Origin of the sequence: Zhihengliuella alba (assembly GCF_039538765.1) — a bacterium.
Classification (GTDB): domain Bacteria; phylum Actinomycetota; class Actinomycetes; order Actinomycetales; family Micrococcaceae; genus Zhihengliuella; species Zhihengliuella alba.
The window spans coordinates 263,917-287,994 of record NZ_BAABCJ010000002.1 but is presented as its reverse complement, the minus strand read 5'-3'; the positions used below and the strand labels follow the sequence as shown (position 1 = coordinate 287,994).

Here is a 24,078-nt window from a genome sequence, read left to right as displayed (position 1 = left end):
CCGACCGCCCGAACAAGCAATCGAGCGCAAGACGAGAGTCATCCGCCGGAACCACCACCTGGACAGTCGAAGGGCTCAACAATGGGGACACCCGAACGCATTCACGAGCACAACTCCGCCGCCGCGCAGGCCTCCAAGAACTATGGTTCGCGCGGCGTCCCGGCGGACTGGTTCCTCGACCCGGCCGACGACGCCGCAGCCGAGCGGTTCCGCGAGTCCTCGCTGAAGCTCGAGGACCAGGCCACGGCCTTCCTCGCCGCGCACGAGGCCGCCGGGCTGCCCTCCGAGACCGCGGTCGGCGGCACGCTCGGCGACGTCCAGGACCTCTACGCGGACCGCGGCCACGGGGACGCGGCGCCGGCCGAGGCGCTCCAGGCCGACCCGCTGCAGACCGAGGCGCTCCGGGGCTCCGGCGAGCGGCCCGCCGAGGCGCAGCCCGCCGAGCGCAACCTCTGGCTCGGACTGATCGGCGACGCCGAGGACGAGGGGGAGCTCGGCTGGCAGACCGAGGCCCTCTGCGCCCAGACGGACCCGGAGGCCTTCTTCCCGGAGAAGGGCGGCTCCACCCGCGATGCCAAGAAGGTCTGCGGCGCCTGCAACGTGCGCGCCGAGTGCCTCGAGTACGCCCTGGCCAACGACGAGCGCTTCGGCATCTGGGGCGGGCTGTCCGAGCGCGAGCGCCGCCGTCTGCGGAAGCGAGCGGTCTGATTTCCGAGCACGTCCGGGTCACCGCCGTCGTCGCGACGCACGACGGCGCCGCCTTCCTCCCCAGAACACTCGAGGCCCTCACCAACCAGACGCGGCCCGTCGACTCCTACATCGGGGTCGACGCGTCCTCGCGGGACGGCTCGGCCGACCTGCTGGCCGAACTCCTCCCGGAGGGCGCCGCCGTGGTCGAAGCGGCGGCGCGCGGCTTCGGCCACTCCGTGGCCGAGGGGCTGCGGGGCCGCCTGCCCGAGGCCGACGCCGATGTCCAGGACTGGATCTGGCTGGTCCACGACGACTCGGCCCCGGCGCACGACGCGCTGGAGAACCTGCTCCGCGCCGTGGAGACCAGCCCGTCCGTCACGATCGCGGGCTGCAAGCAGCTCGACGCCGACCGGCCCCGGCGCCTGCTCGACGTCGGGCTGTCGATGAGCCGCACCGGCGAGCGGCTGACCATGATCGAGGCGGACGAGCTCGACCAGGGGCAGTACGACAACCGCTCGGACGCGTTCGCCGTGAACTCCGCCGGCCTCCTGATCCGCCGCGACGCCTGGGAGCTGCTCGACGGCTTCGACCCCGCGCTCCAGGGCGTCGGCGACGACCTCGACCTCGCCTGGCGGAACCGGCTCGCCGGGCACCGCGTCGTGGTGGTCCCCCGCGCCCGGATGTACCACGTGGCGGACGCGGTCAAGAGCATCTCCGGGCCGCTCGCCGCGCGCCGCTCGCAGGTCTACCTGCGCCTGAAGCACGCCCCTGCGGTGGCCGTTCCCTTCATCGCGATCGGCGCGCTCCTCGGCGGCATCGGCCGCTTCCTGGCGGGCCTCGTGGCCAAGGACCCCGGCTTCGGCGCGCGCCAGCTCGCGGCCTCCTTCCTCGCCGTCTTCAGCCCCGTCAGCCTGATCCGGTCCCGCCGCCGAGCAGCCCGCACGCGCCGCCAGCGGCGCTCCGCCGTCAGACCGCTGATGACGGACCGGCGGGACGTCCGCGAGCACAAGCGCCACCTCCTCGCGGGAGCCCACCACGACGCCGTCGTCGGCGACGGGGCCGGCGGCTCGCTCGAGGCCTCGAACCCCTCGGGCGACGCGAACGACGACTTCGCGGCCATCGCCACGCCGCACCGCACCAGCTCGGTGGTCAGCGCCCTCCTCGCCACCGGCATCGCGCTGGTCCTCTCGCTCGTCGGCCTGCGCCACATCATCGGGGCGGCGGCGGTGGCCGGCGGCTCGGCGCTGCCCGTGACCGCAGACCTCTCCGATCTCTGGACCAGCGCCACCACCTGGTGGCAGTCCACCGGCGCGGGCATCGGCGGCCCGCCGGACCCGTTCGACCTCTTCCTCGTGCTGCTCGGCGGCCTCGGCCTCGGGCACACGAACGCCGCGGTCACCGTCTTCGCGCTCGCCGCGATGCCACTGGCCGCGCTCTTCGCCTGGCTGGCGCTCGGCGCCGTCACCGGCTCCCGGGCGATCCGCCTCCTCGGCGCACTCCTCTGGGCACTCCTGCCCGCCCTCCAGGCCGCGCTCGCCGGCGGCCGCCTCGGCGCCGTCGTCGTGCACGTGTTCCTGCCGCTGGTGGCGCTCGGCGTCGTCCGCAGCATCGGCGGCGCCCGGCGCCGCGGCCAGGACGGGCTCAACGAGTACGACGACGTCGGCGCGCCCGAGCGTCCCGGCGTCGGCGGCGTCCCGTCGTGGACGGCCGCAGCGGGTGCGGCCCTGGCGCTCGCCGCAGTCGTCTCCGCGGCGCCGGCCCTGCTGGTGCCGGCCATCGTCGCCATCGTGGTGCTGGCCGTCGCGACCGGGCGCCGGGCCCGCACACTCTGGTGGGTGCCGGTCCCGGCGCTCGCCGCCTCGGCCGGGCTGATCGCTGGCGCATTCGAGAACTCGCGCGTACTCCTGGCGGACCCGGGGCTCGCGCAGGCCTTCACCCCCGCCCCGGTGTGGCAGCGCCTGCTGGGCTTCCCGGAGGCCCTGGGGACGCAGACGGCACCGGAGTGGCTGCCCGCCCCGCTCGCTGACCTGGACCTGCCGCCGTGGGTCCTGGCCGCAGCGGCGGTCGTCGCCCTGCCGGTGCTGGCTTTCGCCGTCGTCGGCGCCCTGCTCCCGGCCCGCGCCGGGTGGGCCGCACGCGCCGGCTGGGCCGTTGCGATCGTCGGCCTCGCCGCCTCGGTCGGGGCCCAGCTGGTCGCGACCGGACTGGACCAGGGCGTCGCGGTCACGCCGTACACGGGTACGTTCGTCTCGGTGGCTGCGCTCGGCCTCCTGTTCGCGGCCGCGGTCGGCGCGACCCAGGCGCGCGAGCCGAACACCACACGCGACGGCCGGCCCGCACTGGGTGCTGGCCGGCGCGCCGCGGTGAACGCCGGCGCCGTCGTCGCGGTCCTGTCCCTGCTCCTCGCCGCGGGCGGGTGGCTGGCCGCAGGCTCGCTCCCGGGGGCGGACCTGCGCCTGGCGGCCGCGCCGGAGCGCACTCTGCCCGCGACGGCCGCGGATCGCGGCACGGGGGAGTACCAGACCCGGACGCTCGTGGTGGAGCAGCGGGAGGCCGGAGTCATCCAGGCCTCGCTCGTCAGCGGAGGCGGGGCGACGCTGGACGCGTCCGCCGTGGTGGCGCAGACCCACGAGTTCTACGGGTCGCTGCTCGAGCAGCAGCGCCGTGAGGACGACGCGGCCACCACGGCCCTGCGCGCCACGGTCGCCGCGATCGTCTCCGGCCAGAGCATCGACCCCCGCGAGGACCTGCGCGACCTCGGCGTCGCGTTCGTGGTCCTCGACGAGTCGAGCGCCGGCGGCGACTACCTCGCCTCCCAGATCAACGTGGTGCCCGGTCTGGCCAGCGTCGGCAAGACCGCCTCCGGCTGGCTCTGGCGCGTCCACGACGCCGCGAGCGAGGCGACGGGGGAGGGCACCGCCGACTTCGCCTCCCGCGTGCGCATCGAGAGCGACGGCGCGGTGGAGCACCTCGTGGAGAACGACCGCGGGCGGGTGGCCGACCAGTCCATCCCGGCCGGCTCGACCGGGCGCACCGTGGTGCTCGCCGAGCGCGCCGACACCGGCTGGCACGCGACCTTCGACGGCCGGCCCCTGCACGGCACCGAGGCCGGCTGGGCGCAGGCCTTCGAGCTGCCGCCGGAGGCGGGCGAGCTGCGGGTCTGGCATGCCAGTCCGCTGCGCCTGCCGATCGCCGTCCTGCAGGTGGCGGTCCTGATCCTCACCGTCCTGCTGGTGCTTCCGTTCCGTGCCCGCCGACGGGTCGCCGTGGCGCAGCCCCGCTGGCGGCACGAGGGTCACGCCGAGGAGGACGAGACCGGGCTGGATGCCGCGGACGAGCCCACGGAGGAGGAGTCCCGATGAGCAAGAAGACGCGAGACCAGTCGGACCCGGAGCGCGAGGAGCCCCTGGGCCGCGACGCGCGCCGGGGCGGCGACGACTCCGAGCCGGGCCGTGGGCCGGAGGGCCGCGACGAGAGCCCGGTCCCCGCGCCCGGTCCGGTCGACCGGACGGAATCCGACGCCGGACCGCAGGGCCTCCCGCGGCCGGTTCCCGCCGGGGCGGTGGCCGGCTCCGGCGGGACCGGTGCGGCCGACGACGACGCGCATCGCCGCGACCTCGAGGAGGCACTCGCCGCCCTCGGGGACGACGACGAAGCCCCCGCGACGGACGGGGTGCCGAACGGCGACGCCGGCGAGGGTGCCGACCCAGGCCACCGCGACGCCGCGCCGTCAGCGGGGGACCCGCCGCAGGGCGCCGCCGCGGACCGTCCCGACCTCGCCCCCGCGCCGCCGGATGCTGAGCCCGAGACCTCCGACCGCGCGCCCGAGCCCTCCGACCGCGCACCCGAGCCTTCGGAGGAAGCGCCTGCGTCGTCGGACGCCCCGACGCAGCCCGCGAGTGCTGCAGCGGCGTCCTCGACCACGAGCCCCGAGCCGACGCCCGAGCCGACACTCGCGGCGTCGGAGCCCCAGACCGCGGAGCCCGAGACCAGGGAGTCACGGGCCGCGGAGCCCGAGGCGTCGAAGGCCGCCTCGGAGCCGGCGCCCGAGCGGGCTCCGGACGCGGCTCGTCACGAGGCGGCCGCGCCGAAGGCAGCCCCGGAGGCCGAGGCGCCCCGCCGCTCGGCCGCCGTGGCCGGCACGGCGACCGCGGGGAGCCGCCGCGCCCAGCGCGAGAAGCGACGCCGGACGCGGAGGCTCATCGCGGCGGCCGTGGGCGCCGGGCTCGTGATCGTGGCCGGCGGCGGCGTGACCGCCGCCAGCCTGCTCCCCACGCCGAACGCCGCCGTGGACCTCGGCGTCACCCAGGCCACGGTCCCGGCCGGCGACACCGTGCTCTCCTGCGCGCCGGAACCACGCATCGTCGAGGGCACCACGGCCGAGGGCAGCGATCCGCAGTTCGCCCCCGAGTCGGAGACCGCCTCGTCGCCGATCCGCGCCACGGTCGTCAGCGATGCGGCTCAGCGCCTGCCCGGCGCCGCGGTCTCCGCACTCGGCGGTGACGTGCTCCAGCAGCTGGCCGAGCGCATCCCCGAGGACCAGGCCGCCGAGGCCTCGGGGTCCAGCGCCGAGGGCTACACGGGCCAGACGGCCGAGACGGCCAGCGGCGTCGACCACCCGGGGTGGGCCGTGCTCCGCGCGCAGCCCCTCGGGGGCCTCAAGTCCCTCGCCGGGATGTCCCGCAGCTTCAACGCGAACGACGGCGACCTGGCCGGCTACGCGGCGACGACCTGCCAGGCGCCCTCCAACGACCAGTGGATCACCGGAGTCTCGACGCAGGTCGGGCGCACCGGCCTGCTGACGCTGGCCAACCCGTCCGAGTCGGCGGCCACGGTGGACCTCGAGCTGATCGGGACCACGGGCCGGGCGGACGCGGCGAACCTGCGCGGGATCGTGCTGGCGCCGGGGGAGACCCGCAGCATCGTGCTGGCCGGCATGATCCCGGACGATCCGGCCGTCAGCGTCCACGTGACCTCCACCGGGGCGGCCGTGAACGCCGTCGTGCAGCAGTCCGTCCTGCGCGGGCTGACGCCCGGCGGCGTCGACTACCTGCATTCCGGTGCGTCGGCGGGCCGGCAGCAGACGGTGCCGGGCATCGTGGTGCAGGCGCCCGAGGACCGGGCTCCCGCCGAGGGCGACTACGCGGACGCCGTGCCGCAGCTGCAGGTGGCCAACCCGAGCACTGTCGACGCCGAACTGAACCTGCGGGTGTTCGGGCCGTCCGGCGAGGTCGAGATGCCCGGCGGGGCCACCGTCACGGCGGCCGCCGACTCCGTCACCGGGCTGAGCCTGGCCGAGCTGCCCGAGGGGACCTACACGGTCGCCATCCAGTCGTCGGAGTCCGTGGTGGCCGGGGCCCGCTCCGTGCGGGCAGGTTCCGGAGAGGACGGCGCACCGACCGACTTCGCCTGGGCGCCCTCCGCCGCACGGCTGGCCAACCAGCACGTCATGGTGCCGCCGCAGCTCGGCGACACGGCCCTCGTCCTGGCCTCCGCCGGCGGCGAGTCCACCGTCGAGGTCCGGCCCATCGCGGCCGACGGGACGATCGGCGAGGCCCGCACCATCGAGATTCAGCCGACGCGCACGGAGACGCTGGCCCTGGACGACCTCGGCGAGGACACCGCCGCTGTGCTGATCGACTCGGCCGGGGAACCGGTCTACGCGGCGCAGCGGAGCCTGACCGACGGCGGGCACGGCATCTCCGTGCTGCCGGTGCCACCGCCCAGCGAGGGCCAGCGGAACATCGCCGTCGACATCGTGCACTGAGCGGGCACAGCGGTGGGTCAGGCCCGGGCGGATCCGCCAGGGACCGACCCACCGGTCTCAGCCATCCCCCGGCCCCTGTCCTCGTTAGGGCTTGCGGGACGGTCCTCAGCCCTCGGGGTCGAGATCAGCCGAGGTCAGGCGCGGTCTGGATCTGGATCAGATTGCCGCACGTGTCGTCGAGGACGGCGGTGGTGACCGGGCCCATCGCCGTCGGTTCCTGGGTGAACCGGACGCCCAGGCCGCGGAGACGCTCGTACTCGGCGTGGACGTCGTCGACCTCGAAGGCGGTGAACGGGATGCCGTCGGCGACCAGCGCCTCCTTGAAGGGGCCCGCCGCCGGGTGGCCGCTCGGTTCCAGGAGCAGCTCGGTACCATCCGGGTCCTCGGGGGAGACCACCGTCAGCCACCGGGCCTCGCCCATGGGGATGTCGTGCTTCTTCCGGAAGCCGAGGATCTCCGTGTAGAAGTGGTCGGCCCTCGCCTGGTCGTCGACCAGGACGCTCGTCAGATTGATGCGCATTGCTCTGCCTCTCGTCGGTTCGTTGCCATCGGTCGTGGTCTCGGTTTGCCGTCCGCCGGTGCTGACGCCTCCCGCTGCGCTGCTGCCTCCCGCTGCGCTGCCGCCGGTGCTACTGCGGTCCGCGCAGGGTGCTGCGCCCGTAGGCGGGGTCGACGTCGTACGGGTCCATGTCCAGGAGCTCGCCGACGAGCTCCACCAGCACGTCGTGCACCAGGTCCGGGAGGTCGCTCGGCGTCAGGCACAGCTCCTCGACCGGTTTCCGGTAGACCACGATCTCCTCGCGCGGGCCCTTCGCCGCGGTCCCGCCGTCGCCGGGGGCGCCGGCCGCGCCGGCCTTGTACCGGACGCTGCGGCCGAGGGGAACGCTCGCGCTGCGCGCCTCCGCCCGGTCCAGCGCGGATTTCTCGGGCGTGAAGGAGACCAGGAACTGGACCGCCGAGAGACGCTTCGGATGCAGCTGCTCGAGCCGCAGCTCGGACTCCGCCACGAGCTCCTCGAAGCGCTCCTGACGTGTGCGCGAGCCCGGGAGCTGGGGCAGCAGGAGCGGGCCGCGCAGCCCGCGGCCGTGGCGATTGCGGCGGCGGCGCCAGAAGCCGCGCGCGTTCGGCGGCCTCTCGACGGAGCCGGAGTCGAACGTGAAGCTACCCATGAAACGAGCTTAGCCTCCACGGTCCGGTGGGCCTCTGCGGGTAGGGTGGTTCCTCGTGGGATCCATTCGCCTGTGTTCGCGCTCGGCCTGTCAGGAGCCGGCCATCGCCACCCTGACGTACGTCTATGCCGAGTCCACGGCCGTGCTGGGGCCGCTCGCCACCTTCGCCGAGCCGCACTGCTACGACCTCTGCGTCACGCACGCCAACCGCATGACCGTGCCGCGCGGATGGAACGTCATGCGCCTGCAGATCCCCGACGCGCCCCGGCTCGCCCCCGACGAGCTCTCGGCCCTGGCCGACGCCGTCAGCGAGTCGCCGAGCGCCGCCCCGGACGACGACGCTCGGAACGGCACGTCCCAGAGCGGCATGTCCCAGAACAATGCGTCCCAGACCGGTTCGAACGGCCAGGCCCAGCGTGGCCGCGAGCCGCTCACCCCGCCCGCGGACGCGGGCATCGAGGGCATCCCGCAGCCGGGCGAGCGACCCAATCTCCGGATGCTCCGCGAGCCCAACGAGTAGGGCCGCCTCGCCCCGTCCGCCAGCCGGACGACCCGCCCGGGACCCGCGTCTCGTGACGTCATCCGTGGTCGCCGGACCGTGCCTGCCACGGCCTAGACTGGGGCCATGGCCCATATCTCTGTGCAGCTCCTCGCCGACCTCCGCTGCCCCGTGACCGGCTCCGCGCTGGCGCTCGACGGCGACTACCTGGTCTCCGTGGACCCGGCCGCCGACGGCGAACGCGTCCGGTACCCGATCGTCGACGGGATCCCGGTGCTGCTGCCGCCGGACGCGGCCGCGGCCTCCTGACGCACCCGCAGACCCCGCCCTGCCGCGGCAGGGCCGCCCCCACCACCACGGAGAGAACCCGGATGACTTTCGACTACAAGATCGCCGACCTCGGCCTCCACGAGGCCGGCCGCCACCAGATCCGTCTGGCCGAGCATGAGATGCCCGGGCTGATGGCTCTGCGCGCCGAGTACGGCGACGCCCAGCCCCTCAAGGGGGCCCGCATCGCCGGGTCGCTGCACATGACCGTGCAGACGGCCGTCCTCATCGAGACGCTCGTGGCGCTCGGCGCCGAGGTGCGCTGGGCCAGCTGCAACATCTTCTCCACGCAGGACGAGGCGGCGGCCGCCGTCGTCGTCGGCCCGGAGGGCACCGCCGAGGAGCCGCAGGGCGTCCCGGTGTTCGCGTGGAAGAACGAGTCCCTCGAGGACTACTGGTGGACCGCCGAGCAGATCCTCACCTGGCCGGGCGCGGCCGAGGACCCCGAGCTCGGGCCCAATATGATCCTGGACGACGGCGGCGACGCCACGCTCCTGCTCCACAAGGGCGTCGAGTTCGAGGCCGCGGGCGCCGTCCCGGCCACAACGGACGCCGACTCGCACGAGTACTCGATCATCCTCGACCGGTTGCGGAAGTCCCTCGCCGCCGACCCGCAGAAGTTCACCCGCCTCTCCGCCGGGATCCTCGGCGTGACGGAGGAGACGACGACGGGCGTCATGCGGCTGTACCAGCTCGCCGAGGCGGGACAGCTGCTCTTCCCGGCCATCAACGTCAACGACTCGGTGACCAAGTCCAAGTTCGACAACAAGTACGGCATCCGGCACTCGCTGCCGGACGGCATCATGCGCGCCACCGATGTCCTGATCGGCGGGAAGGTCGCCGTCGTCTGCGGCTACGGCGACGTCGGCAAGGGGGCCGCCGAGGCGCTGCGCGGGCAGGGTGCGCGCGTGGTCGTCACCGAGATCGATCCGATCTGCGCCCTGCAGGCCGCGATGGACGGCTACCAGGTGGCGCGCCTGGACTCCGTGCTGGAGCAGGGCGACATCTTCGTCACCACCACCGGCGGCAAGGACATCATCATGGCCGCCGACATGCTGCGCATGAAGGACAAGGCGATCGTCGGGAACGTGGGGCACTTCGACAACGAGATCGACATGGCCGGGCTCGCCGCCGTCGACGGCGTCCGGAAGGTCGAGATCAAGCCGCAGGTCCACGAGTGGGTGTTCGACGGCGGGACCGAGCGCGAACGCTCGATCATCGTCCTCTCCGAGGGCCGCCTGCTGAACCTCGGCAACGCCACGGGCCACCCGAGCTTCGTCATGTCGAACTCCTTCGCGAACCAGACCATCGGCCAGATCGAGCTCTTCACCAAGGCCGGCACCGGCGAGTACCGGAAGCAGGTCTACGTCCTGCCGAAGCTGCTGGACGAGAAGGTCGCGCGCCTGCACCTGGACGCGCTCGGCGTGGAGCTGACCGAGCTCTCGGCCGGCCAGGCCGACTACCTCGGCGTGCCCGTCGAGGGCCCCTACAAGTCGGACCACTACCGGTACTGAGGGGAGGGGCGCGCTCCGTCGGGCCGCCGCTGGTTCCGCGCCCTTCCGGGGCTGTGCGGGCCGCGCCCACTAGGGTGGACGTAGACCCACGCTGGAAAGGAACTGGATGAGCGAGAAGGACGCGGCCACGACGAGGGCCGAGGCCGTTGCAGGCCGCGGCACCGCCACGACGGATCCGAGGCCCGCCGGTGACGCGACCCCGGCGACGAACCCGACGCCCAAGGTCGCCCCGGCGGCCACGGGCCGGTCGCAGGCCGATTCCCCGCGTGGTTCCGGCAGCGATGCCGACCGCGCCCCGGGCCCGTCACCGTCCCCGTCCCCGTCCCCGTCACCGTCCCCGTCCCCGTCACCGTCGGCCGCCTCCGGTCCGGAGGCGGCCCCCGTGACGCGCGCCCAGCTCCGGGCGTCGCGCCCTGCGCCGTCGCCGTCCCCCGCCCCGGGTCCCGCGAAGGACGCGCATGACCCCCTGCTCAGCGCCGTCCGCACCAGCGCCCCCTCCGGGGCGCCCCGTTCGCGGGTCCTGCGCAACGCGGAGGAGGTCGCGCAGCGGTCCACCCCGGCCCCCGTCTCGGCGCCGGTCAGCGATGCCGAGGGCCGCCGACGCCGCGGGGAGGCCCGTGAGGCGGCCCTGCGCGCCAAGCCGGTCATGCCCCGGATCGTTCAGGCTGTGCTCGCCGTCATCTATCCGTTCCTGCTGGTCGTCGGCGCGCTCAAGGCCGTGGCCAGCCCCTGGTTCCTCTGGCTCGAGTACCACCGGCCCGGGTTCCCCGCCGACGAGTTCGGCTGGGACACCGCGACGCGGCTGACCTACGGCTCGTACGGGGTCGACTACCTGAACAACGCCGCCGGGCCCGACTTCCTGGCCGGCCTGCGCGACGGCAGCGGCGATCCGCTGCTGCTCGCCTCCGAGGTCGCCCACATGGCGGACGTCAAGGCCGTGCTGGGCACGGCGTTCGCCGGGGGACTCGTGCTGCTCGGGCTGACGCTCGTCGGCCTGTGGTACCTGGGCCGGAGGTATCCGGGCGGGGTGCGTCGCGCGCTCTTCGCCGGCTCGGTGGCGACACTGGGCCTCGCCGCGGCCCTCGCGCTGGCCGCCGTGGTCAACTGGGGCGCCTTCTTCACCTCGGTCCACTCCGTGTTCTTCGCCAACGGGACGTGGACGTTCCGCTACTCCGACGCCCTGATCCGGCTCTACCCGGAGCAGTTCTGGGTCGACTCGGCGATCGCCGTCGGGGCGCTCGTCCTGGCCGCCGTGGTGATCACGCTCATCGCCACCTGGCCCACGGCCAGCCGCCGCCAGCGCTCGCGCGCGCTGGTCTTCGGCCGCCGCTCCTGACCGGGCGGTTCCCCGACCAGGCCGCTCCTGACCGATAGCTCCTGCCCGGGGCGTCCCCGCGGGCGACGTCCCGGGCAGGAGCCGTGGTCGGCCGGGCACGCCGGCCCGGGCTTCGGCCCTCCGGCGCGCTACGTCCGGTAGAGCGCCTCGATGTCCGCGGCGCAGGTCTCCACCACGGCGTTCCGCTTGAGCTTGAGCGACGGCGTCAGGTGTCCGGACTCCTCCGAGAACCGGTGTCCCACCACCGTGAACTTCTTGACGCCCTCCGCCTGGGAGACGGTCCGGTTCGCCTCGTCGATGGCGCGCTGCAGCTCCCCGAGGACCTCCGGGTGCTCGGCGGCCTCGGGGACCGTCATCGGCGGCAGGCTCCGGCCGGAGAGGTAGGCGGCGAGCTCGTCCTCGTCCAGGGAGACCAGGGCCGAGACGAACGGACGGCCGTCGCCGACCACCACGGCCTGGTCGACGATCCGACTCGCCCGGATGAGCTCCTCCAGCGGTCCGGGGGAGACGTTCTTGCCGCCGGCGGTGACGATCAGATCCTTCTTGCGGCCCGTGATGGTCAGGAATCCGTCGCCGTCGAGCTCGCCCAGGTCCCCGGTGCGGAAGAACCCGTCCGCGGTGAACGCCTCCGCGGAGGCCTCCTCGTTGTTCCGGTACCCGGCGAAGACGCCGACCCCGCGCAGCAGCACCTCGCCGTCGTCCGCGATCCGCACGGTGGTGCCCGGGATCGGGAAGCCGACCGTTCCCATGCGCACGTAGTGCGGCTGGTTCACGGTCGCCGGAGCGGTGGTCTCGGTGAGGCCGTAGCCCTCCAGCAGCTGCACGCCCGCGCCGCGGAAGAAGTGGCCGAGCTCGTCGTTCAGGGCGCTCGCGCCGGAGATCGCGAAGCGCGCCCGTCCGCCGAGGACGCCGCGCAGCTTCGGGTAGAGGATCCGGTCGAAGAGCAGGTGCTGGGCGCGTGTGCGCACCGGGAGCCGGGACTCCTCGCCCCGGGCGGCGGCGTCACGGTGCCGGGAGACGGCGATCGCGACCTGCTCGGCGCGCAGGAAGAGCGAGCCCTTCCCGGCCGCCTCCGCCTTGGCCAGCGCCCCGGTGCGGATCTTCTCGAACACCCGCGGCACGGCCAGCAGGAACGTCGGCCGGAACGAGGCGAGATCCTCCATCAGCGTCGCCATCGACGGCGAGTGCGCCACCGTGGTGCCGGAGTGCACGCAGCACTGCTGCACGGCCCGGGCGAGCACGTGCGCCAGCGGCAGGAACATCAGGGTCCGCGAGCCCTCGTGGACCACTTGCCGCATGTGCGGGACCAGGTTCACGGCCACGCCGGCGAAGTTGCCGTGCGTCATCCGGCACGCCTTGGGCCGCCCCGTGGTGCCGGACGTGTAGACCAGCGTGGCGACGTCGTCGTACCCGGCCGAGCGGCGGGCCTCCTCGACCTGCGCATCCGTCACGGTCGAGCGCTCGCCGGCCGCGAGGAGGAGCGCCACGTCGCTGCCCGAGGTCACGCCCAGCGGCGCCCGGCCGCCGGTGGCGCTCCCGGCGACGCTGCCGCCGGCCACGGAGTGCGCGGCGTCGAAGCAGAACGTCTGCACGGGCTCGCCGAGCCCGTCGACGGCGGTGGCGACGGTAGCGGCGCGCTCGGCGCTCTCCGCGAAGACGTGCCGGGCGCCCGAGTCCCGCAGGATCCACTCGATCTGGTAGGCGGAGCTGGTCTCATAGATCGGGACGGACACGCCGCCGGCGAACCAGATGGCCTGCTCCACGAGGGCCCACTCGTAGCGGGTGCGGGACATGATCGCGACCGCCGAGCCAGGGGTCACGCCGACGCCGATGAGGGCCTTCGCGAGCCGCCGGACGACGTCGACGTACTCGGCCGTGGTGACGTCGGCCCACCGGCCGGAGGCGTCGTGGACCTGGTAGATCGGGGGAGTGTCGCCGCGCGCGAGCCGGTCCAGCAGCAGCTGGGTGACGTTGTAGGACTTCGGTAGTTCGATGAGCAGATCGGTCCTGGCTTCGCGCACGGGGCTCTCCCTGGTGAGGTGGTGGTCCAGCCGACAGTCTAGCGACGCCGGATGACCCCTCCGCGGGAGGGTGCGCGCCGGAGTGCGCCTCCCCGCGGCGGGCGGTCCCGGGTCAGCCCCAGGAGGGCAGCCAGAGGCGCAGGTGCCATCCCTCGGGGCCCATGGGCTGCCCGGTCCAGACCGGCAGGAAGAACGCCGACACGGCCAGGACGAGGGCCAGATAGACGCCGACGACGGCGAGGCCGACGCGTCGTTGCTCGAGCCCGACGGGCCGGCCGCCCGAAACCCCGCCGGTGGCCGGCGCCCGGCTCGCGGACGGGTTCAGCATCAGGCCGATCACGTAGGCCACGGCCAGCATCAGGAACGGGTGGAAGGCGATCGTGTAGAAGAAGAACATGGTCCGGTCCGGGAAGAACCACCAGGGGACGAACCCGGCGGCGATGCCGGAGAGGATCGCCCCGGCCCGCCAGTCACGGCGCCCCGCCCAGTAGAGGAGCACCACCAGCACGGCCAGCGCGGCCGTCCACCAGAGCACCGGGTTGGGCAGATCGGTGATGACGTACGTGCAGCTGTCGAAGCGGCAGGCCCCCTGGCCGCCATCGACCGTCTCGAAGTGGAACAGGACCGGCCGGCCGGCCACCAGCCACGTCTCCGGGCCGGACTCCCACGAGTGGTCCGAGTCCAGGCCACCGTGGAACTCGAAGGCGCTGCGGTGGTACTCGATCAGCGAGCGCACGGCGTCCGGGACCAGCGGCCACGCCTCCTCGGGATGCTCGGCCGCCCACTGGCGGTCGTACCCGCCGGGTGCGGCCAGCCAGCCCGACCAGGAGGCGAGGTATGCCGCGGCGGCGGCCGGGACGATGGTGAGGAACGCGGGGATCCCCTCGCGGAGCAGCCCGGCGGCCAGCCAGTGCCGGATGCCGGCGGCGCGCCGGGCCCCGACGTCCCAGAGCACGGTCATCAGGCCGAAGACCGCCACGAAGGCCAGGGCGGACCACTTCACGCCGACCGCCGCGCCGAGCAGGAGGCCGGCCACCAGACGCCACGGCCGCCACAGCAGCCACGGCCCGTACAGGAACGGCGGCTCCGGCAGTCGGCCCCGGGAGCGGGCGGTCGATGCGCTGCCCGCTCCCGGGGAGTCGTCCGGCGCTCGGCGGCGCGTGTCCCGGCGGTCGATGCGGTCCGCGCGTGCCAGTGCGGCGGCCAACCGCCGCCGTCCGTCCTCCCGGTCCCGCAGCAGCGCGTAGAACGCCGCGAGGACGAAGAGCATGAGGAAGATGTCCAGGAGCGCCGTGCGGGACATGACGATGTGGTGGCCGTCCACGGCGGTCAGCAGCGCGGCGGACGCGGCCAGCGCCGTCGAGCCCAGGAGGCGCCGGCCGACGAGGTAGACGAGCGGCACGGACAGGGTCCCGGCGACCGCCGCCGCGAACCGCCAGCCGAGGCCGTTGTCCGTGCCGAAGACGAGCATCCCGAGGCCGATGAGCCACTTGCCGAGCGGCGGGTGCACCACGTAGGACGCCTCCCCGAGCGGCTGCGGCTCCCCGGCGAGGAACTGCTCGTCGGCTCCTTCCTCGGGCCACTGCCGCTCGTACCCCGACTGCAGGAGGGTGAAGGCGTCCTTAACGTAGTAGGTCTCGTCGAAGGTGAGGTCGTGCGGCTGCGCCAGATGCGCCAGCCGCAGCCAGGCGGCCAAGGCGGTGATGAGGACCGGCAGCAGCCACACGGCGTGGTGCAGGAGCCAGCCGGACAGCCGGGCGGAGCCGGCCCGGACCCGGTCCGAGGGGCGCCGTCGCGTGCCCGTCCCGCGTCCGTGCGCGGTTCCGCGACCGTGCGTCGGGCGGCCCAGCAGCCGGCGCTGCAGGGCCTCGGCCGTGGCCTTCTCCTCCGGGGGTGCGATCCAGCTCCTCACGCCATCACCCTAGCGGGGCGCGCCCACGATTCGGCGCTTCCCGTCCCCGGCGTGGAGCCGCGCGAGGCGGGCCGGAGACCTCCGGGGCCGGCGGAGCCCCGCGCGATAGGCTGACCCGGTGGCCGACCCGACGAACCCCTCCGACGACAGCACCGACGACGTGACCCCTGCCGGCAGCACTGTCGACGGCTCTCCCGACGACAGCGATCCCCCTGCCGACAGGACTCCGGACGGGCCGGCGGGCCCAGCCCACGGCGTCGCGCCCGGTGCCCGCCCCGGAGAGGGCCGGATCGTGCTCGCGGCGACCCCGATCGGCAACCTCTCCGACGCATCGCCCCGCCTGGTCGAGTGCATGACGACGGCGGACGTGGTCGCCGCGGAGGACACCCGCCGGCTCCTGCACCTCGCCAACGCGCTCGGCGTCCGGGTGCCCGGCAGGCTGATCAGCTACCACGAGCACAACGAGTCCCACCGGATCGCGGACCTGCTGCGCCTCGTCGAGGACGGCGCCACCCTGCTGGTGGTCTCCGACGCCGGCATGCCCGCCGTGTCCGACCCCGGCTTCCGCCTGGTCGAGGCCGCCGTCGAGGCGGGCCTGGAGGTCACCGCCGCGCCCGGCCCGTCCGCCGTGCTCACCGCGCTGGCCCTCTCCGGCCTGCCGACGGACCGCTTCACGTTCGAGGGCTTCCTGCCGCGCAAACCGGGGGACCGGGCCTCGCGTCTGGCCGACCTGGCGGGCGAGCGCCGCACCATGGTGTTCTTCGAGGCGCCCCACCGGCTCGAGCCGATGCTCCGCGCGCTCGCCGACGCCTTCGGGCCGGCCCGCCGCGCCGCGGTCGCCCGGGAGCTCACCAAGCTCCACGAGGAGGTCCGCCGCGGGCCCCTGGACGAGCTCGCGGAGTGGGCGTCCGACGGCGTCCGCGGCGAGATCGCCGTCGTCGTCGCCGGGAGCACCGCCGAGGAGGAGACGGACGACGTCGACCACGTCGCCGCCGTCGAGCAGCTCATGTCCACGGGGATGCGGCTGAAGGACGCCGTGGCCGCGGTCGCCGAGCGGGACCGCGTCTCCAAGCGCGAGCTGTACGCCGCCGTGGTCGCGGCGCGCGGCAAGTAGCCCGGGAACCGTTCACGTGTTTTCGGGTTGCCGGGTCCGTACCGTAAATTGATGACACGCATTCATTTACGACCTTCGGGAGTTACCAATGACGATTAGCCCCGAGCGCGAGGCTGCCCTGCTGGCTTCGGTCCCCACCGGACTGCTCATCGACGGCGAGTGGCGCGACGCGTCGGACGGCGGCACGTTCGACGTGCACGATCCGGCGACCGGCAAGGTCATCGCCACGCTCGCGTCCGCGACCAGCGAGGACGCGAAGGCCGCGCTCGACGCCGCCGATGCCGCCCAGGCCGAGTGGGCGCGCACCCCGGCGCGGGTCCGCTCGGACATTCTGCGCCGCGCGTTCGACCTCATCAACGAGCGCGCCGAGGACTTCGCGCTGCTGATGACGCTGGAGATGGGCAAGCCGCTCGCGGAGGCCCGGGGCGAGGTCGCGTACGGCAATGAGTTCCTGCGCTGGTTCTCGGAGGAGGCCGTCCGCGACTACGGGCGTTACCTCACCACCCCCGAGGGCAAGAACAAGATCCTCGTGCAGAACAAGCCGGTGGGCCCCTGCCTGCTGATCACCCCGTGGAACTTCCCGCTGGCCATGGCCACCCGCAAGGTCGGCCCGGCCATCGCCGCCGGCTGCACCATGGTGCTGAAGCCGGCCAAGCTCACCCCGCTGACCAGCCAGTTGTTCGCGGCCGTCCTGCTGGAGGCCGGCCTGCCGGCCGGCGTGCTCAACGTGGTCTCCGGCAAGAGCGCCTCGTCGATCTCCGGCCCCATCATGAAGGACAGCCGCCTGCGCAAGGTCTCCTTCACGGGGTCGACGCCGGTCGGCCGCCAGCTGCTCAAGGACGCCGCGGACAATGTGCTGCGCACGTCGATGGAGCTCGGCGGCAACGCGCCGTTCCTGGTCTTCGAGGACGCCGACCTCGACAAGGCGGTCGAGGGCGCCATGGCCGCCAAGATGCGCAACATGGGCGAGGCCTGCACCGCGGCCAATCGCTTCCTGGTCCAGGACACGGTCGCGGAGGAGTTCACGCGCAAGTTCGCCGAGGCCATGCGTGGGCTCAAGCCCGGCCGCGGCACCGAGGACTCCACCACCGTCGGCCCGCTGATCGACGGCGGGGCGCGCGACGACGTGCACCAGCTCGTCACGGCGGCGATCTCCGCCGGCGCGGAGGCCGTCTGCGGCGGCGAGCCGATCGACGGCGACGGGTACTTCTACGCCCCGACCGTGCTCGGCAACGTCCCGAACGACGCGGCGATCCTCGGCGAGGAGATCTTCGGCCCGGTCGCCCCGGTCACCACGTTCAAGACCGAGGAGGAGGCCATCGCGCTCGCCAACGCCAGCGAGTACGGCCTGGCCTCGTACCTCTTCACCCAGGACTACGCCCGGATGTTCCGCGTGGCGGAGCAGATCGAGTTCGGGATGGTCGGCTTCAACGCCGGCGTCATCTCCAACGCGGCGGCACCGTTCGGCGGCGTCAAGCAGTCGGGCCTGGGCCGCGAGGGCGGCGCGGAGGGCATCGCCGAGTACAGCACCGTCCAGTACATCGGCATCGCCGACCCGTACGCCAAGTAGTCGGTCCGGCCTACACCGAGGCGGCGGGCGCGCGGACTCCGGTCCGGGCGCTCGCCGCTTTTCTCTGCCCAGCCCGGCCGTTTCCGGTCCGGCCGTTCCCGGTCCGATCGTTCCCGGGGCGGGCGGTCCTGCTCCGGGCCCGGCGGCTCGGCCCGCAGGCGCCCGTTAGGATGGACGGTGTGTCCGATGATGCTGTGATTCCCGGGTCCGTTCCCACCGCTTACGCGCCCCCGGAGGGCGAGACGGTGGACAAGCGCAAGAACTATCCGCCGGCCCCGGAGCCGCTGCCGGTCCCGGTTCCCGACAACCACACCCACCTGGATTTCCGCGGCGGCTGGGTGACGGTCGGCCTGCAGGACGCCCTGGACACGGCCGAGGCCGTCGGCGTGCCGGGGGCGGTGCAGGTCGGGTGCGACGTCGAATCCTCCCGCTTGGCCGTCGAGGCCGCCGAGACGCACGGTCGTCTCCTCGCCGCCGTCGCGATCCACCCGAACGACGCCGCAGAGCTCGCCGGCCGCGGGGAGCTCGACGCCGCGATCGCCGCGATCGACGAGCTGGCCGCCGGCGAACGGGTGCGGGCGGTCGGGGAGACCGGCCTGGACTACTACCGCACCGGCCCCGAGGGGCATGCCGCGCAGCGCGAGTCGTTCCTCGCCCACCTCGAGATCGCCGCCCGCCGCAGCAAGGCCCTGCAGATCCACGACCGCGACGCCCACGCGGACGTGGTGGACGTCCTGACCAGCGGGGTCCAGCTGCCGGACCGCGTGGTGTTCCACTGCTTCTCCGGCGACGCCGAGCTGGCCCGCCTCTGCAACGAGCACGGATGGTTCATGTCCTTCGCCGGGACGGTGACGTTCAAGAACTCCATCGGCCTGCAGGAGGCCCTCCTGGTGGCGGACCCGAGTCTGGTCATGGTCGAGACCGACGCGCCCTTCCTGACGCCGCACCCGTACCGCGGGCAGCCGAACGCGGCCTACATGATCCCCTACACGGTGCGCTTCATGGCCCGGCACCTGGACCGGGACCTCGCCGAGTGGTGCTCCACGCTGGCCGACAACACCCGCCGGGTCTACGGGGACTTCTAAGGGGAGGAGGGGTCCAGCGGGAGCGAGGCGGCGAGAGCGGGCCCCGCGGGCGCGTCCCCGCGACCGCGGGGCCTAGCGGCCGGACTCCGTGGCGGTGTCCTCGGCCGGCGCGACCGAGCCGGTGATGACGTCGGCCAGGCCGGCGATGTACTCCGGTCCGGTGGTCGGGCCGGCCGCGATCGTTGCGTCCGGTGCCACCAGCAGTGAGGACGGGGTGTAGCGGACCCCGAGGAGCCGCTGGATGGCCCGGCTCGGATCCTCCAGGACCAGCGGGCGGAGATCGGGGTGCTCCGCGAGGAACCGCTCGGGATCGCGGGAGACCAGCAGCCGGACATCCACGCGCTCGCCCCAGGCCTCCCGCCAGTCCTCGAGCTGCGCCAGCACCTGATTGCAGGCATTGCAGGCGGGGCGGACCAGGATGAGCAGCACGGCCCGGTTCGGCGCGATCCGGCGCAGACCGACGAGCTCGTCGCCCTCGATCGGCCGGACCATGACGTCCGGGAGCACGACGCCGGTGAGGTCCTCGGGCTGGGCCTCCTCCATCGAGGACGGGGCCGGCTGCTCCGACAGCAGCCAGCGCACGCGTTCCGGTGTCGCCGGCGCCGCGTCCATCGTCGGCGCCTCGTCCCGCGCCGATTCTCGGTCGGTCGTCGGTTCCTCGTCCCGTGGCGTTCCTCGGTCCGGCTCCGCTGTTGCCTTCCCGCCCTCGGTCTCGTCGGACGGCTTCCCGGCGGAGGCATCCGCGGCGTCCCCGGCGGCGGCACCCCCGGCGGCAGCGGTTCCGGCGGCGGTCGTGCCGGCCGTTCCGGTCGCGGCGGCTACCGGCCGCGAGACCTGTCCGCGCGGCGCCGCGAGCCGCCACGCCAACGGCACCACGACGGCGAGGAGCACCGCGGCGAACCACCACCAGTCGGAGGCGCCGAGGGCGGCCAGATCGGCCGGGACGGACCGTCCGAGCGCTGCCCAGAGGACCGCGAGCGCTCCCAGCAGCACCAGGCCGACGTTGCGCGCCAGGTCCCGGCGGCCCACCGGCCCCCGCGAGAGCGCACCGAAGCAGGCGCATTCCTGCGGTTCGTCGGCACGGAGCAGCTGCGCCACGAGCCAGGTGTAGAACCCGCACAGGAGCAGCGCCAGCACGGCCGCGGCCAGGTTGCCGGGCCACGGTGCCAGGAGGGCCAGCCCGAGCACGATCTCCACCCACGGATGCAGGCGGCGGACCCATCGCGCGTTGACCACCGCGGGTATGCCGGGCGCCGATAACAGCTCCGTTGCAGCCTCCCGGCGAGATTTCGTCATGACTTTCGCCACGCCGGCGACGACGAGGACGACGGCGAGGACGAGGGGCGGGGTGACTAGCGCGAATGGCGTCATGCGGCCATTCTCCCACCGGGGCGCCGGTCGCGTTCAACCTCAAGATTCGGCGCGCTTGAACGTTGCATCGATTGTGACTTGGTAACGGAAAGGTTACGGTTAAGGTCAAATAGCCGGGATCGGGGAAGGTCTCGGGTGTTCAGCGCTCGCGCGTCACAACCACATAGCAACCTGCTTGGACGCTCCGTTCGTGTGTCCAAGCGCGGTCGGCTCCGCGAGAGGCGACGCGCCCCGGCCCCTCCGGCCGGGGCGCGGCACGCCTCCGGGAGGACCGCGTGCGGGCCGGCTGTGACACGCGATTGATGGAGACGTCGGCCAGGCCGGCAGGTCCGCACGTGAGACTCGTGCGGGAAACCCCTGCCGCGCTGTTTCCCCGCAGCCGGGCAGAACCGAAGTTGGGAAACCCTTGAAGAACATGTTCCGGAACCGATGGGCCAAGGTCGCGGCCCAGGCCGTCGTCCTCACTGCACTGATCCTCGGCGTCGTCGCCTACGTGGGCGCCTCCAAGACCATCGACGTCACGGTCGACGGCGAGACCCAGAGCGTCACCACCTTCGGCGGCACCGTCGCCGACGCACTCCAGGCCTCGGAGATCGAGCTCGCCGCCAAGGACGAGGTCGCACCGGCTCTGGACGCGGCGATCGACGACGGCAGCACCGTGACCGTCAATCGCCACAAGACGGTCGAGGTCGTCATCGACGGCGAGACCCGCACCGTCGGCACCACCGGGCTCACGGTGGCCGACATCATGAAGCAGCTCGGCGTCAACGGGGAGGCGGAGATCTCCCTCGGCGCCGGCATGGAGCTGGCCGCGCTCAGCACCCCCATCGAGGTCCAGACCCCCAAGAGCGTCACGCTGAACGTCGGCGGCGAGGAGCAGGAGCTCCAGACCACCGGCCTCACCGTCGCCGACGCGCTCGCCGACGCCGAGATCGAGGTCGGCGAGGCCGACATCGTCGAGCCGGCCGACACGGCCACGGCCCTCGAGGACGGCATGGGCATCACGGTCGTCCGCGTCACCACCGAGACCCGCACGGCCACCGAGGCGATCCCGCACGAGACCGAGAAGGTCGAGGACGACTCGATGGACCGCGGTGACACCGACGTCGAGACGAAGGGCGTCGACGGCGTCCGCGAGATCACCAGCCAGGTCACCCTGCACAACGGCGAGGTCGAGAGCACCGAGGTCGTGGGCACCGAGATCACCGAGGAGCCCGTCACCGAGGTCATCAAGGTCGGCACCAAGCGCGAGGAGCCCAAGCCGGAACCGAAGTCCTCCTCCTCGTCGTCCTCCTCCGGCGGCACGACCGCGTCCGGCCCGTCCTCGGGCGCCTGGGCCGCCCTCGCCCAGTGCGAGTCCGGCGGCAACTGGTCCATCAACACCGGCAACGGCTACTACGGCGGCCTGCAGTTCAGCGCCTCGAGCTGGGCCGCGGCCGGCGGCACCCAGTACGCGCCGCTGCCGCACCAGGCCTCGCCGTCCGAGCAGATCGCGACCGCCGAGCGTCTCCGCGCCAACGGCGGCTGGGGCCACTGGCCGCACTGCTCCGCCCAGCTCGGCCTGCGCTGATCCCCGCGCAGCGCACTGGTCCCACCGCGTAGCGCTGCCCGCACCGCGCCCGTCCCACCGCCTCCGAGGCGGAGGGGCGGGCGCGGCCGCGTCTCGGCCCCGCGGACGCACACCCCGACGGCCCGGCCCGGGACGATCCGGGCCGGTCCGGTGCGGTCCCGCCGATGCGGGCAGGAGCCCGGCGCGACCCAGACGAACTAGGATGGACACCGTGACTTCCGACGCCGACACGACCCCGCCCGCCGGCGAATCCGCCGCCCCGCTCCTCGGCGCCACCGAGATCCGCCGCCTCGCCGACGAGCTCGACGTCCGGCCCACCAAGACGCTCGGCCAGAACTTCGTGATCGACGGCAACACCATCCGCCGGATCGTCGCCGCCGCGCACCTCGGCCCCGCGGAGACGGTGCTGGAGGTCGGTCCCGGCCTGGGCTCGCTGACGCTGGGCCTGCTGGACGCCGCCGAGCGCGTCGTCGCCGTCGAGATCGACCCCAAGCTGGCGGCCCGCCTGCCGCAGACGGTCCGGGAGATGCGTCCCGCCAAGGCGGACGCCCTGGACGTCGTCCTCGCCGACGCGATGCGCGTGACCGAGCTGCCCCACGAGCCGACCGCGCTGGTCGCGAACCTGCCGTACAACGTCGCCGTGCCCGTGGTGCTGCACCTGCTCGAGCACTTCCCGTCGCTGCGCCGGGGCCTGGTCATGGTGCAGGACGAGGTCGCGGACCGGCTCGCCGCCAAGCCGGGCAGCAAGATCTACGGCGTGCCCAGCGTCAAGGCGACCTGGTACGCGGACATGCGCAAGGCCGGCGTCATCGGGATGAACGTCTTCTGGCCGGCCCCCAAGATCCACTCGGGGCTCGTCGGCTTCGAGCGGCACGAGCCGCCGGTCACGACGGCGTCGCGCCAGGAGGTCTTCGCCGTCATCGACGCCGCCTTCGCCCAGCGCCGCAAGACCCTGCGCGCGGCGCTGTCCGGGTGGGCCGGCGGCGGGGCCGCCGCCGAAGCGGCCCTCCGGGCGGCGGGGGTCGATCCGCAGGCGCGCGGCGAGAAGCTCGGGATCGAGGAGTTCGCCGCGATCGCCGCCCACCAGGGCGCGGCCCCCGCCGTTCCCGAGGCGGCCGCGCCCGCCAGCGACGCCGTCCCCGGCGATGCCCCCGCCGGCGAGGCAGGGGGCGAGGCCCCGTGAGGGACGCCGTCACCGCCCGCGCGCCGGGCAAGATCAACGTCCACCTCCGGGTGGGGCCGCCCCGCCCGGACGGCTACCACGACGTCGCCAGCCTCTACCTGGCCGTGGATCTCTACGAGGACGTCAGCGCGGCCCTGCGCGAGGACGACGGGATCACCGTCCGCCTCGACGAGGACTCCACCGCCGTGCGCGATCCCGAGGACTTCCCGCTGGGCCCCGACAACCTCGTCATCCGGGCGGCCACCCTGCTCGCCCGGCACACCGGCACGGAGCGCGGCGTCGATCTGACCGTCACCAAGCGCGTCCCCATCGCCGGCGGCATGGGCGGCGGCTCCGCGGACGCGGCCGCGACGCTCGTGGCCTGCAATGCGCTCTGGGAGACCGGCCTGAACCGCGAGCAGCTCTGCGAGCTCGGCTCCCAGCTGGGCGCCGACGTGCCGTTCGCGATCACCGGCGGCGCGGCCGTCGGACTCGGGGTCGGCGACCGGCTCTCGCCGTTGCTGGCGCGCGAGCGCACCCACTGGGTGGTCCTGCCCGCCTCCTACGGCCTCTCCACGCCGCAGGTGTTCGCGCAGCTCGACGCGCTCCGGGCGGACCGCGACGTCGACACGCCGACGGAGGTCGACTCCGCCGTCGTGCACGCGCTGGTCCACGGGGACACGGACGCGCTGGCCCGGCTGGCGGCCAACGACCTCGCGCCCGCGGCGCTCTCGCTGGCCCCGGAGCTCGGCGCCGTCCTCGACGAGGCGCGGACCGCCGGGGCGCTCGCGGCGATCGTCTCCGGATCCGGTCCCACGGCGGCGCTCCTGGCCGCGGACCCCGTGCACGCGGAGGAACTGGCCGTCCAGCTCGCCGACGCCCCCGGCGTCGCCGCGCTCCCGGTCCACGGGCCGGTGCGCGGCGCCGCGCTGATCTAGCCCACCGACACCCATAGCACCACCGCAAAGGAC

The 24,078-nt window shown here is 73.9% G+C and carries 18 protein-coding genes; 13 read left to right on the top strand and 5 right to left on the bottom strand.

Going from position 1 to position 24,078, the window contains the following annotated elements; all coding sequences use genetic code 11:
- Positions 1-81 precede the first annotated feature (81 nt).
- Genes ABD784_RS07015 through ABD784_RS07005 form a run of 3 tightly spaced genes read left to right on the top strand, consistent with a single transcriptional unit; the run spans position 82 to position 6,457 of the window.
- Positions 82-708 carry a WhiB family transcriptional regulator gene (locus ABD784_RS07015; protein ID WP_344882019.1) on the top strand — a complete coding sequence of 209 codons (627 nt, stop codon included), beginning with the start codon at positions 82-84 and terminating at the stop codon, positions 706-708.
- Positions 612-4,052 carry a glycosyltransferase family 2 protein gene (locus ABD784_RS07010; RefSeq protein ID WP_344882017.1) on the top strand — a complete coding sequence of 1,147 codons (3,441 nt, stop codon included), beginning with the start codon at positions 612-614 and terminating at the stop codon, positions 4,050-4,052. The genes ABD784_RS07015 and ABD784_RS07010 overlap by 97 nt, the downstream gene beginning before the upstream one ends.
- Positions 4,049-6,457 (top strand): DUF5719 family protein, encoded by a 2,409-nt coding sequence (locus ABD784_RS07005; RefSeq protein WP_344882015.1) that lies wholly within the window; start codon positions 4,049-4,051, stop codon positions 6,455-6,457. The genes ABD784_RS07010 and ABD784_RS07005 overlap by 4 nt, the downstream gene beginning before the upstream one ends.
- Positions 6,458-6,581: 124 nt before the next feature.
- Here ABD784_RS07005 and ABD784_RS07000 read toward each other — a convergent pair whose 3' ends face one another.
- On the bottom strand, positions 6,582-6,977 hold the full coding sequence (locus ABD784_RS07000; RefSeq protein WP_344882012.1) for a VOC family protein: 396 nt from the start codon (positions 6,975-6,977) through the stop codon (positions 6,582-6,584).
- 109 nt (positions 6,978-7,086) lie between these two features.
- Complete coding sequence (locus ABD784_RS06995) at positions 7,087-7,626, bottom strand: metallopeptidase family protein (protein WP_344882009.1); 540 nt, start codon at positions 7,624-7,626, stop codon at positions 7,087-7,089.
- 55 nt (positions 7,627-7,681) lie between these two features.
- Between ABD784_RS06995 and ABD784_RS06990 the strand changes: the two genes are divergently transcribed.
- The 4 genes from ABD784_RS06990 to ABD784_RS06975 all read left to right on the top strand — a co-directional run bounded on the left by ABD784_RS06990 (position 7,682) and on the right by ABD784_RS06975 (position 11,302).
- Positions 7,682-8,146: a DUF3499 domain-containing protein gene (locus tag ABD784_RS06990; RefSeq protein WP_344882006.1), complete on the top strand. Its 465-nt coding sequence runs from the start codon at positions 7,682-7,684 to the stop codon at positions 8,144-8,146.
- A 105-nt stretch (positions 8,147-8,251) separates the two neighbouring features.
- Positions 8,252-8,434 carry a Trm112 family protein gene (locus tag ABD784_RS06985; RefSeq protein WP_344882003.1) on the top strand — a complete coding sequence of 61 codons (183 nt, stop codon included), beginning with the start codon at positions 8,252-8,254 and terminating at the stop codon, positions 8,432-8,434.
- A gap of 62 nt (positions 8,435-8,496) precedes the next feature.
- Positions 8,497-9,966 (top strand): adenosylhomocysteinase, encoded by a 1,470-nt coding sequence (gene ahcY, locus ABD784_RS06980; RefSeq protein ID WP_344882000.1) that lies wholly within the window; start codon positions 8,497-8,499, stop codon positions 9,964-9,966.
- A gap of 106 nt (positions 9,967-10,072) precedes the next feature.
- Complete coding sequence (locus tag ABD784_RS06975; protein WP_344881997.1) at positions 10,073-11,302, top strand: DUF1461 domain-containing protein; 1,230 nt, start codon at positions 10,073-10,075, stop codon at positions 11,300-11,302.
- A gap of 128 nt (positions 11,303-11,430) precedes the next feature.
- Here the strand turns inward: ABD784_RS06975 and ABD784_RS06970 are convergent, their stop codons facing one another.
- A complete protein-coding gene (locus ABD784_RS06970; protein WP_344881994.1) occupies positions 11,431-13,323 on the bottom strand; it encodes an AMP-dependent synthetase/ligase in 1,893 nt (630 codons plus the stop codon).
- 112 nt (positions 13,324-13,435) lie between these two features.
- A complete protein-coding gene (locus ABD784_RS06965; RefSeq protein WP_344881991.1) occupies positions 13,436-15,235 on the bottom strand; it encodes a dolichyl-phosphate-mannose--protein mannosyltransferase in 1,800 nt (599 codons plus the stop codon).
- 289 nt (positions 15,236-15,524) lie between these two features.
- On the opposite strand from ABD784_RS06965, the gene rsmI reads away from it, so the two are divergent.
- The 3 genes from rsmI to ABD784_RS06950 all read left to right on the top strand — a co-directional run bounded on the left by rsmI (position 15,525) and on the right by ABD784_RS06950 (position 19,004).
- Positions 15,525-16,349: a 16S rRNA (cytidine(1402)-2'-O)-methyltransferase gene (gene rsmI / locus ABD784_RS06960; protein ID WP_344883448.1), complete on the top strand. Its 825-nt coding sequence runs from the start codon at positions 15,525-15,527 to the stop codon at positions 16,347-16,349.
- 88 nt (positions 16,350-16,437) lie between these two features.
- Positions 16,438-17,919: an NAD-dependent succinate-semialdehyde dehydrogenase gene (locus ABD784_RS06955; protein ID WP_344881987.1), complete on the top strand. Its 1,482-nt coding sequence runs from the start codon at positions 16,438-16,440 to the stop codon at positions 17,917-17,919.
- A 179-nt stretch (positions 17,920-18,098) separates the two neighbouring features.
- On the top strand, positions 18,099-19,004 hold the full coding sequence (locus ABD784_RS06950; RefSeq protein WP_344881984.1) for a TatD family hydrolase: 906 nt from the start codon (positions 18,099-18,101) through the stop codon (positions 19,002-19,004).
- A gap of 72 nt (positions 19,005-19,076) precedes the next feature.
- Here the strand turns inward: ABD784_RS06950 and ABD784_RS06945 are convergent, their stop codons facing one another.
- Entirely contained in the window at positions 19,077-20,375 is a 1,299-nt protein-coding gene (locus ABD784_RS06945; RefSeq protein WP_344881981.1) for a peroxiredoxin family protein, read from the bottom strand.
- Positions 20,376-20,790: 415 nt separating this feature from the next.
- Here ABD784_RS06945 and ABD784_RS06940 point away from each other — a divergent pair, with 415 nt between their 5' ends.
- The 3 genes from ABD784_RS06940 to ABD784_RS06930 all read left to right on the top strand — a co-directional run bounded on the left by ABD784_RS06940 (position 20,791) and on the right by ABD784_RS06930 (position 24,045).
- The gene (locus ABD784_RS06940; protein ID WP_344881978.1) at positions 20,791-21,945 is read left to right on the top strand and encodes a transglycosylase family protein; all 1,155 of its coding nucleotides are present in this window, start codon (positions 20,791-20,793) and stop codon (positions 21,943-21,945) included.
- 202 nt (positions 21,946-22,147) lie between these two features.
- A complete protein-coding gene (gene rsmA, locus ABD784_RS06935; protein ID WP_425582938.1) occupies positions 22,148-23,128 on the top strand; it encodes a 16S rRNA (adenine(1518)-N(6)/adenine(1519)-N(6))-dimethyltransferase RsmA in 981 nt (326 codons plus the stop codon).
- Entirely contained in the window at positions 23,125-24,045 is a 921-nt protein-coding gene (locus ABD784_RS06930) for a 4-(cytidine 5'-diphospho)-2-C-methyl-D-erythritol kinase (RefSeq protein ID WP_344881972.1), read from the top strand. Before rsmA ends, ABD784_RS06930 begins: the two co-directional genes overlap by 4 nt.
- Positions 24,046-24,078: the final 33 nt, after the last annotated feature.

What these genes read in the sequence shown, in the direction of transcription:
- ABD784_RS07015 (WP_344882019.1), top strand. Translation starts at nt 82, where the DNA reads ATGGGGACACCCGAACGCATTCACGAGCACAACTCCGCCGCCGCGCAG.
- ABD784_RS07005 (WP_344882015.1), top strand. Translation starts at nt 4,049, where the DNA reads ATGAGCAAGAAGACGCGAGACCAGTCGGACCCGGAGCGCGAGGAGCCC.
- ABD784_RS07000 (WP_344882012.1), bottom strand. Translation starts at nt 6,977, where the DNA reads ATGCGCATCAATCTGACGAGCGTCCTGGTCGACGACCAGGCGAGGGCC.
- ABD784_RS06995 (WP_344882009.1), bottom strand. Translation starts at nt 7,626, where the DNA reads ATGGGTAGCTTCACGTTCGACTCCGGCTCCGTCGAGAGGCCGCCGAAC.
- ABD784_RS06985 (WP_344882003.1), top strand. Translation starts at nt 8,252, where the DNA reads ATGGCCCATATCTCTGTGCAGCTCCTCGCCGACCTCCGCTGCCCCGTG.
- ahcY (WP_344882000.1), top strand. Translation starts at nt 8,497, where the DNA reads ATGACTTTCGACTACAAGATCGCCGACCTCGGCCTCCACGAGGCCGGC.
- ABD784_RS06975 (WP_344881997.1), top strand. Translation starts at nt 10,073, where the DNA reads ATGAGCGAGAAGGACGCGGCCACGACGAGGGCCGAGGCCGTTGCAGGC.
- ABD784_RS06955 (WP_344881987.1), top strand. Translation starts at nt 16,438, where the DNA reads ATGACGATTAGCCCCGAGCGCGAGGCTGCCCTGCTGGCTTCGGTCCCC.
- ABD784_RS06945 (WP_344881981.1), bottom strand. Translation starts at nt 20,375, where the DNA reads ATGACGCCATTCGCGCTAGTCACCCCGCCCCTCGTCCTCGCCGTCGTC.
- ABD784_RS06940 (WP_344881978.1), top strand. Translation starts at nt 20,791, where the DNA reads ATGTTCCGGAACCGATGGGCCAAGGTCGCGGCCCAGGCCGTCGTCCTC.
- rsmA (WP_425582938.1), top strand. Translation starts at nt 22,148, where the DNA reads ATGGACACCGTGACTTCCGACGCCGACACGACCCCGCCCGCCGGCGAA.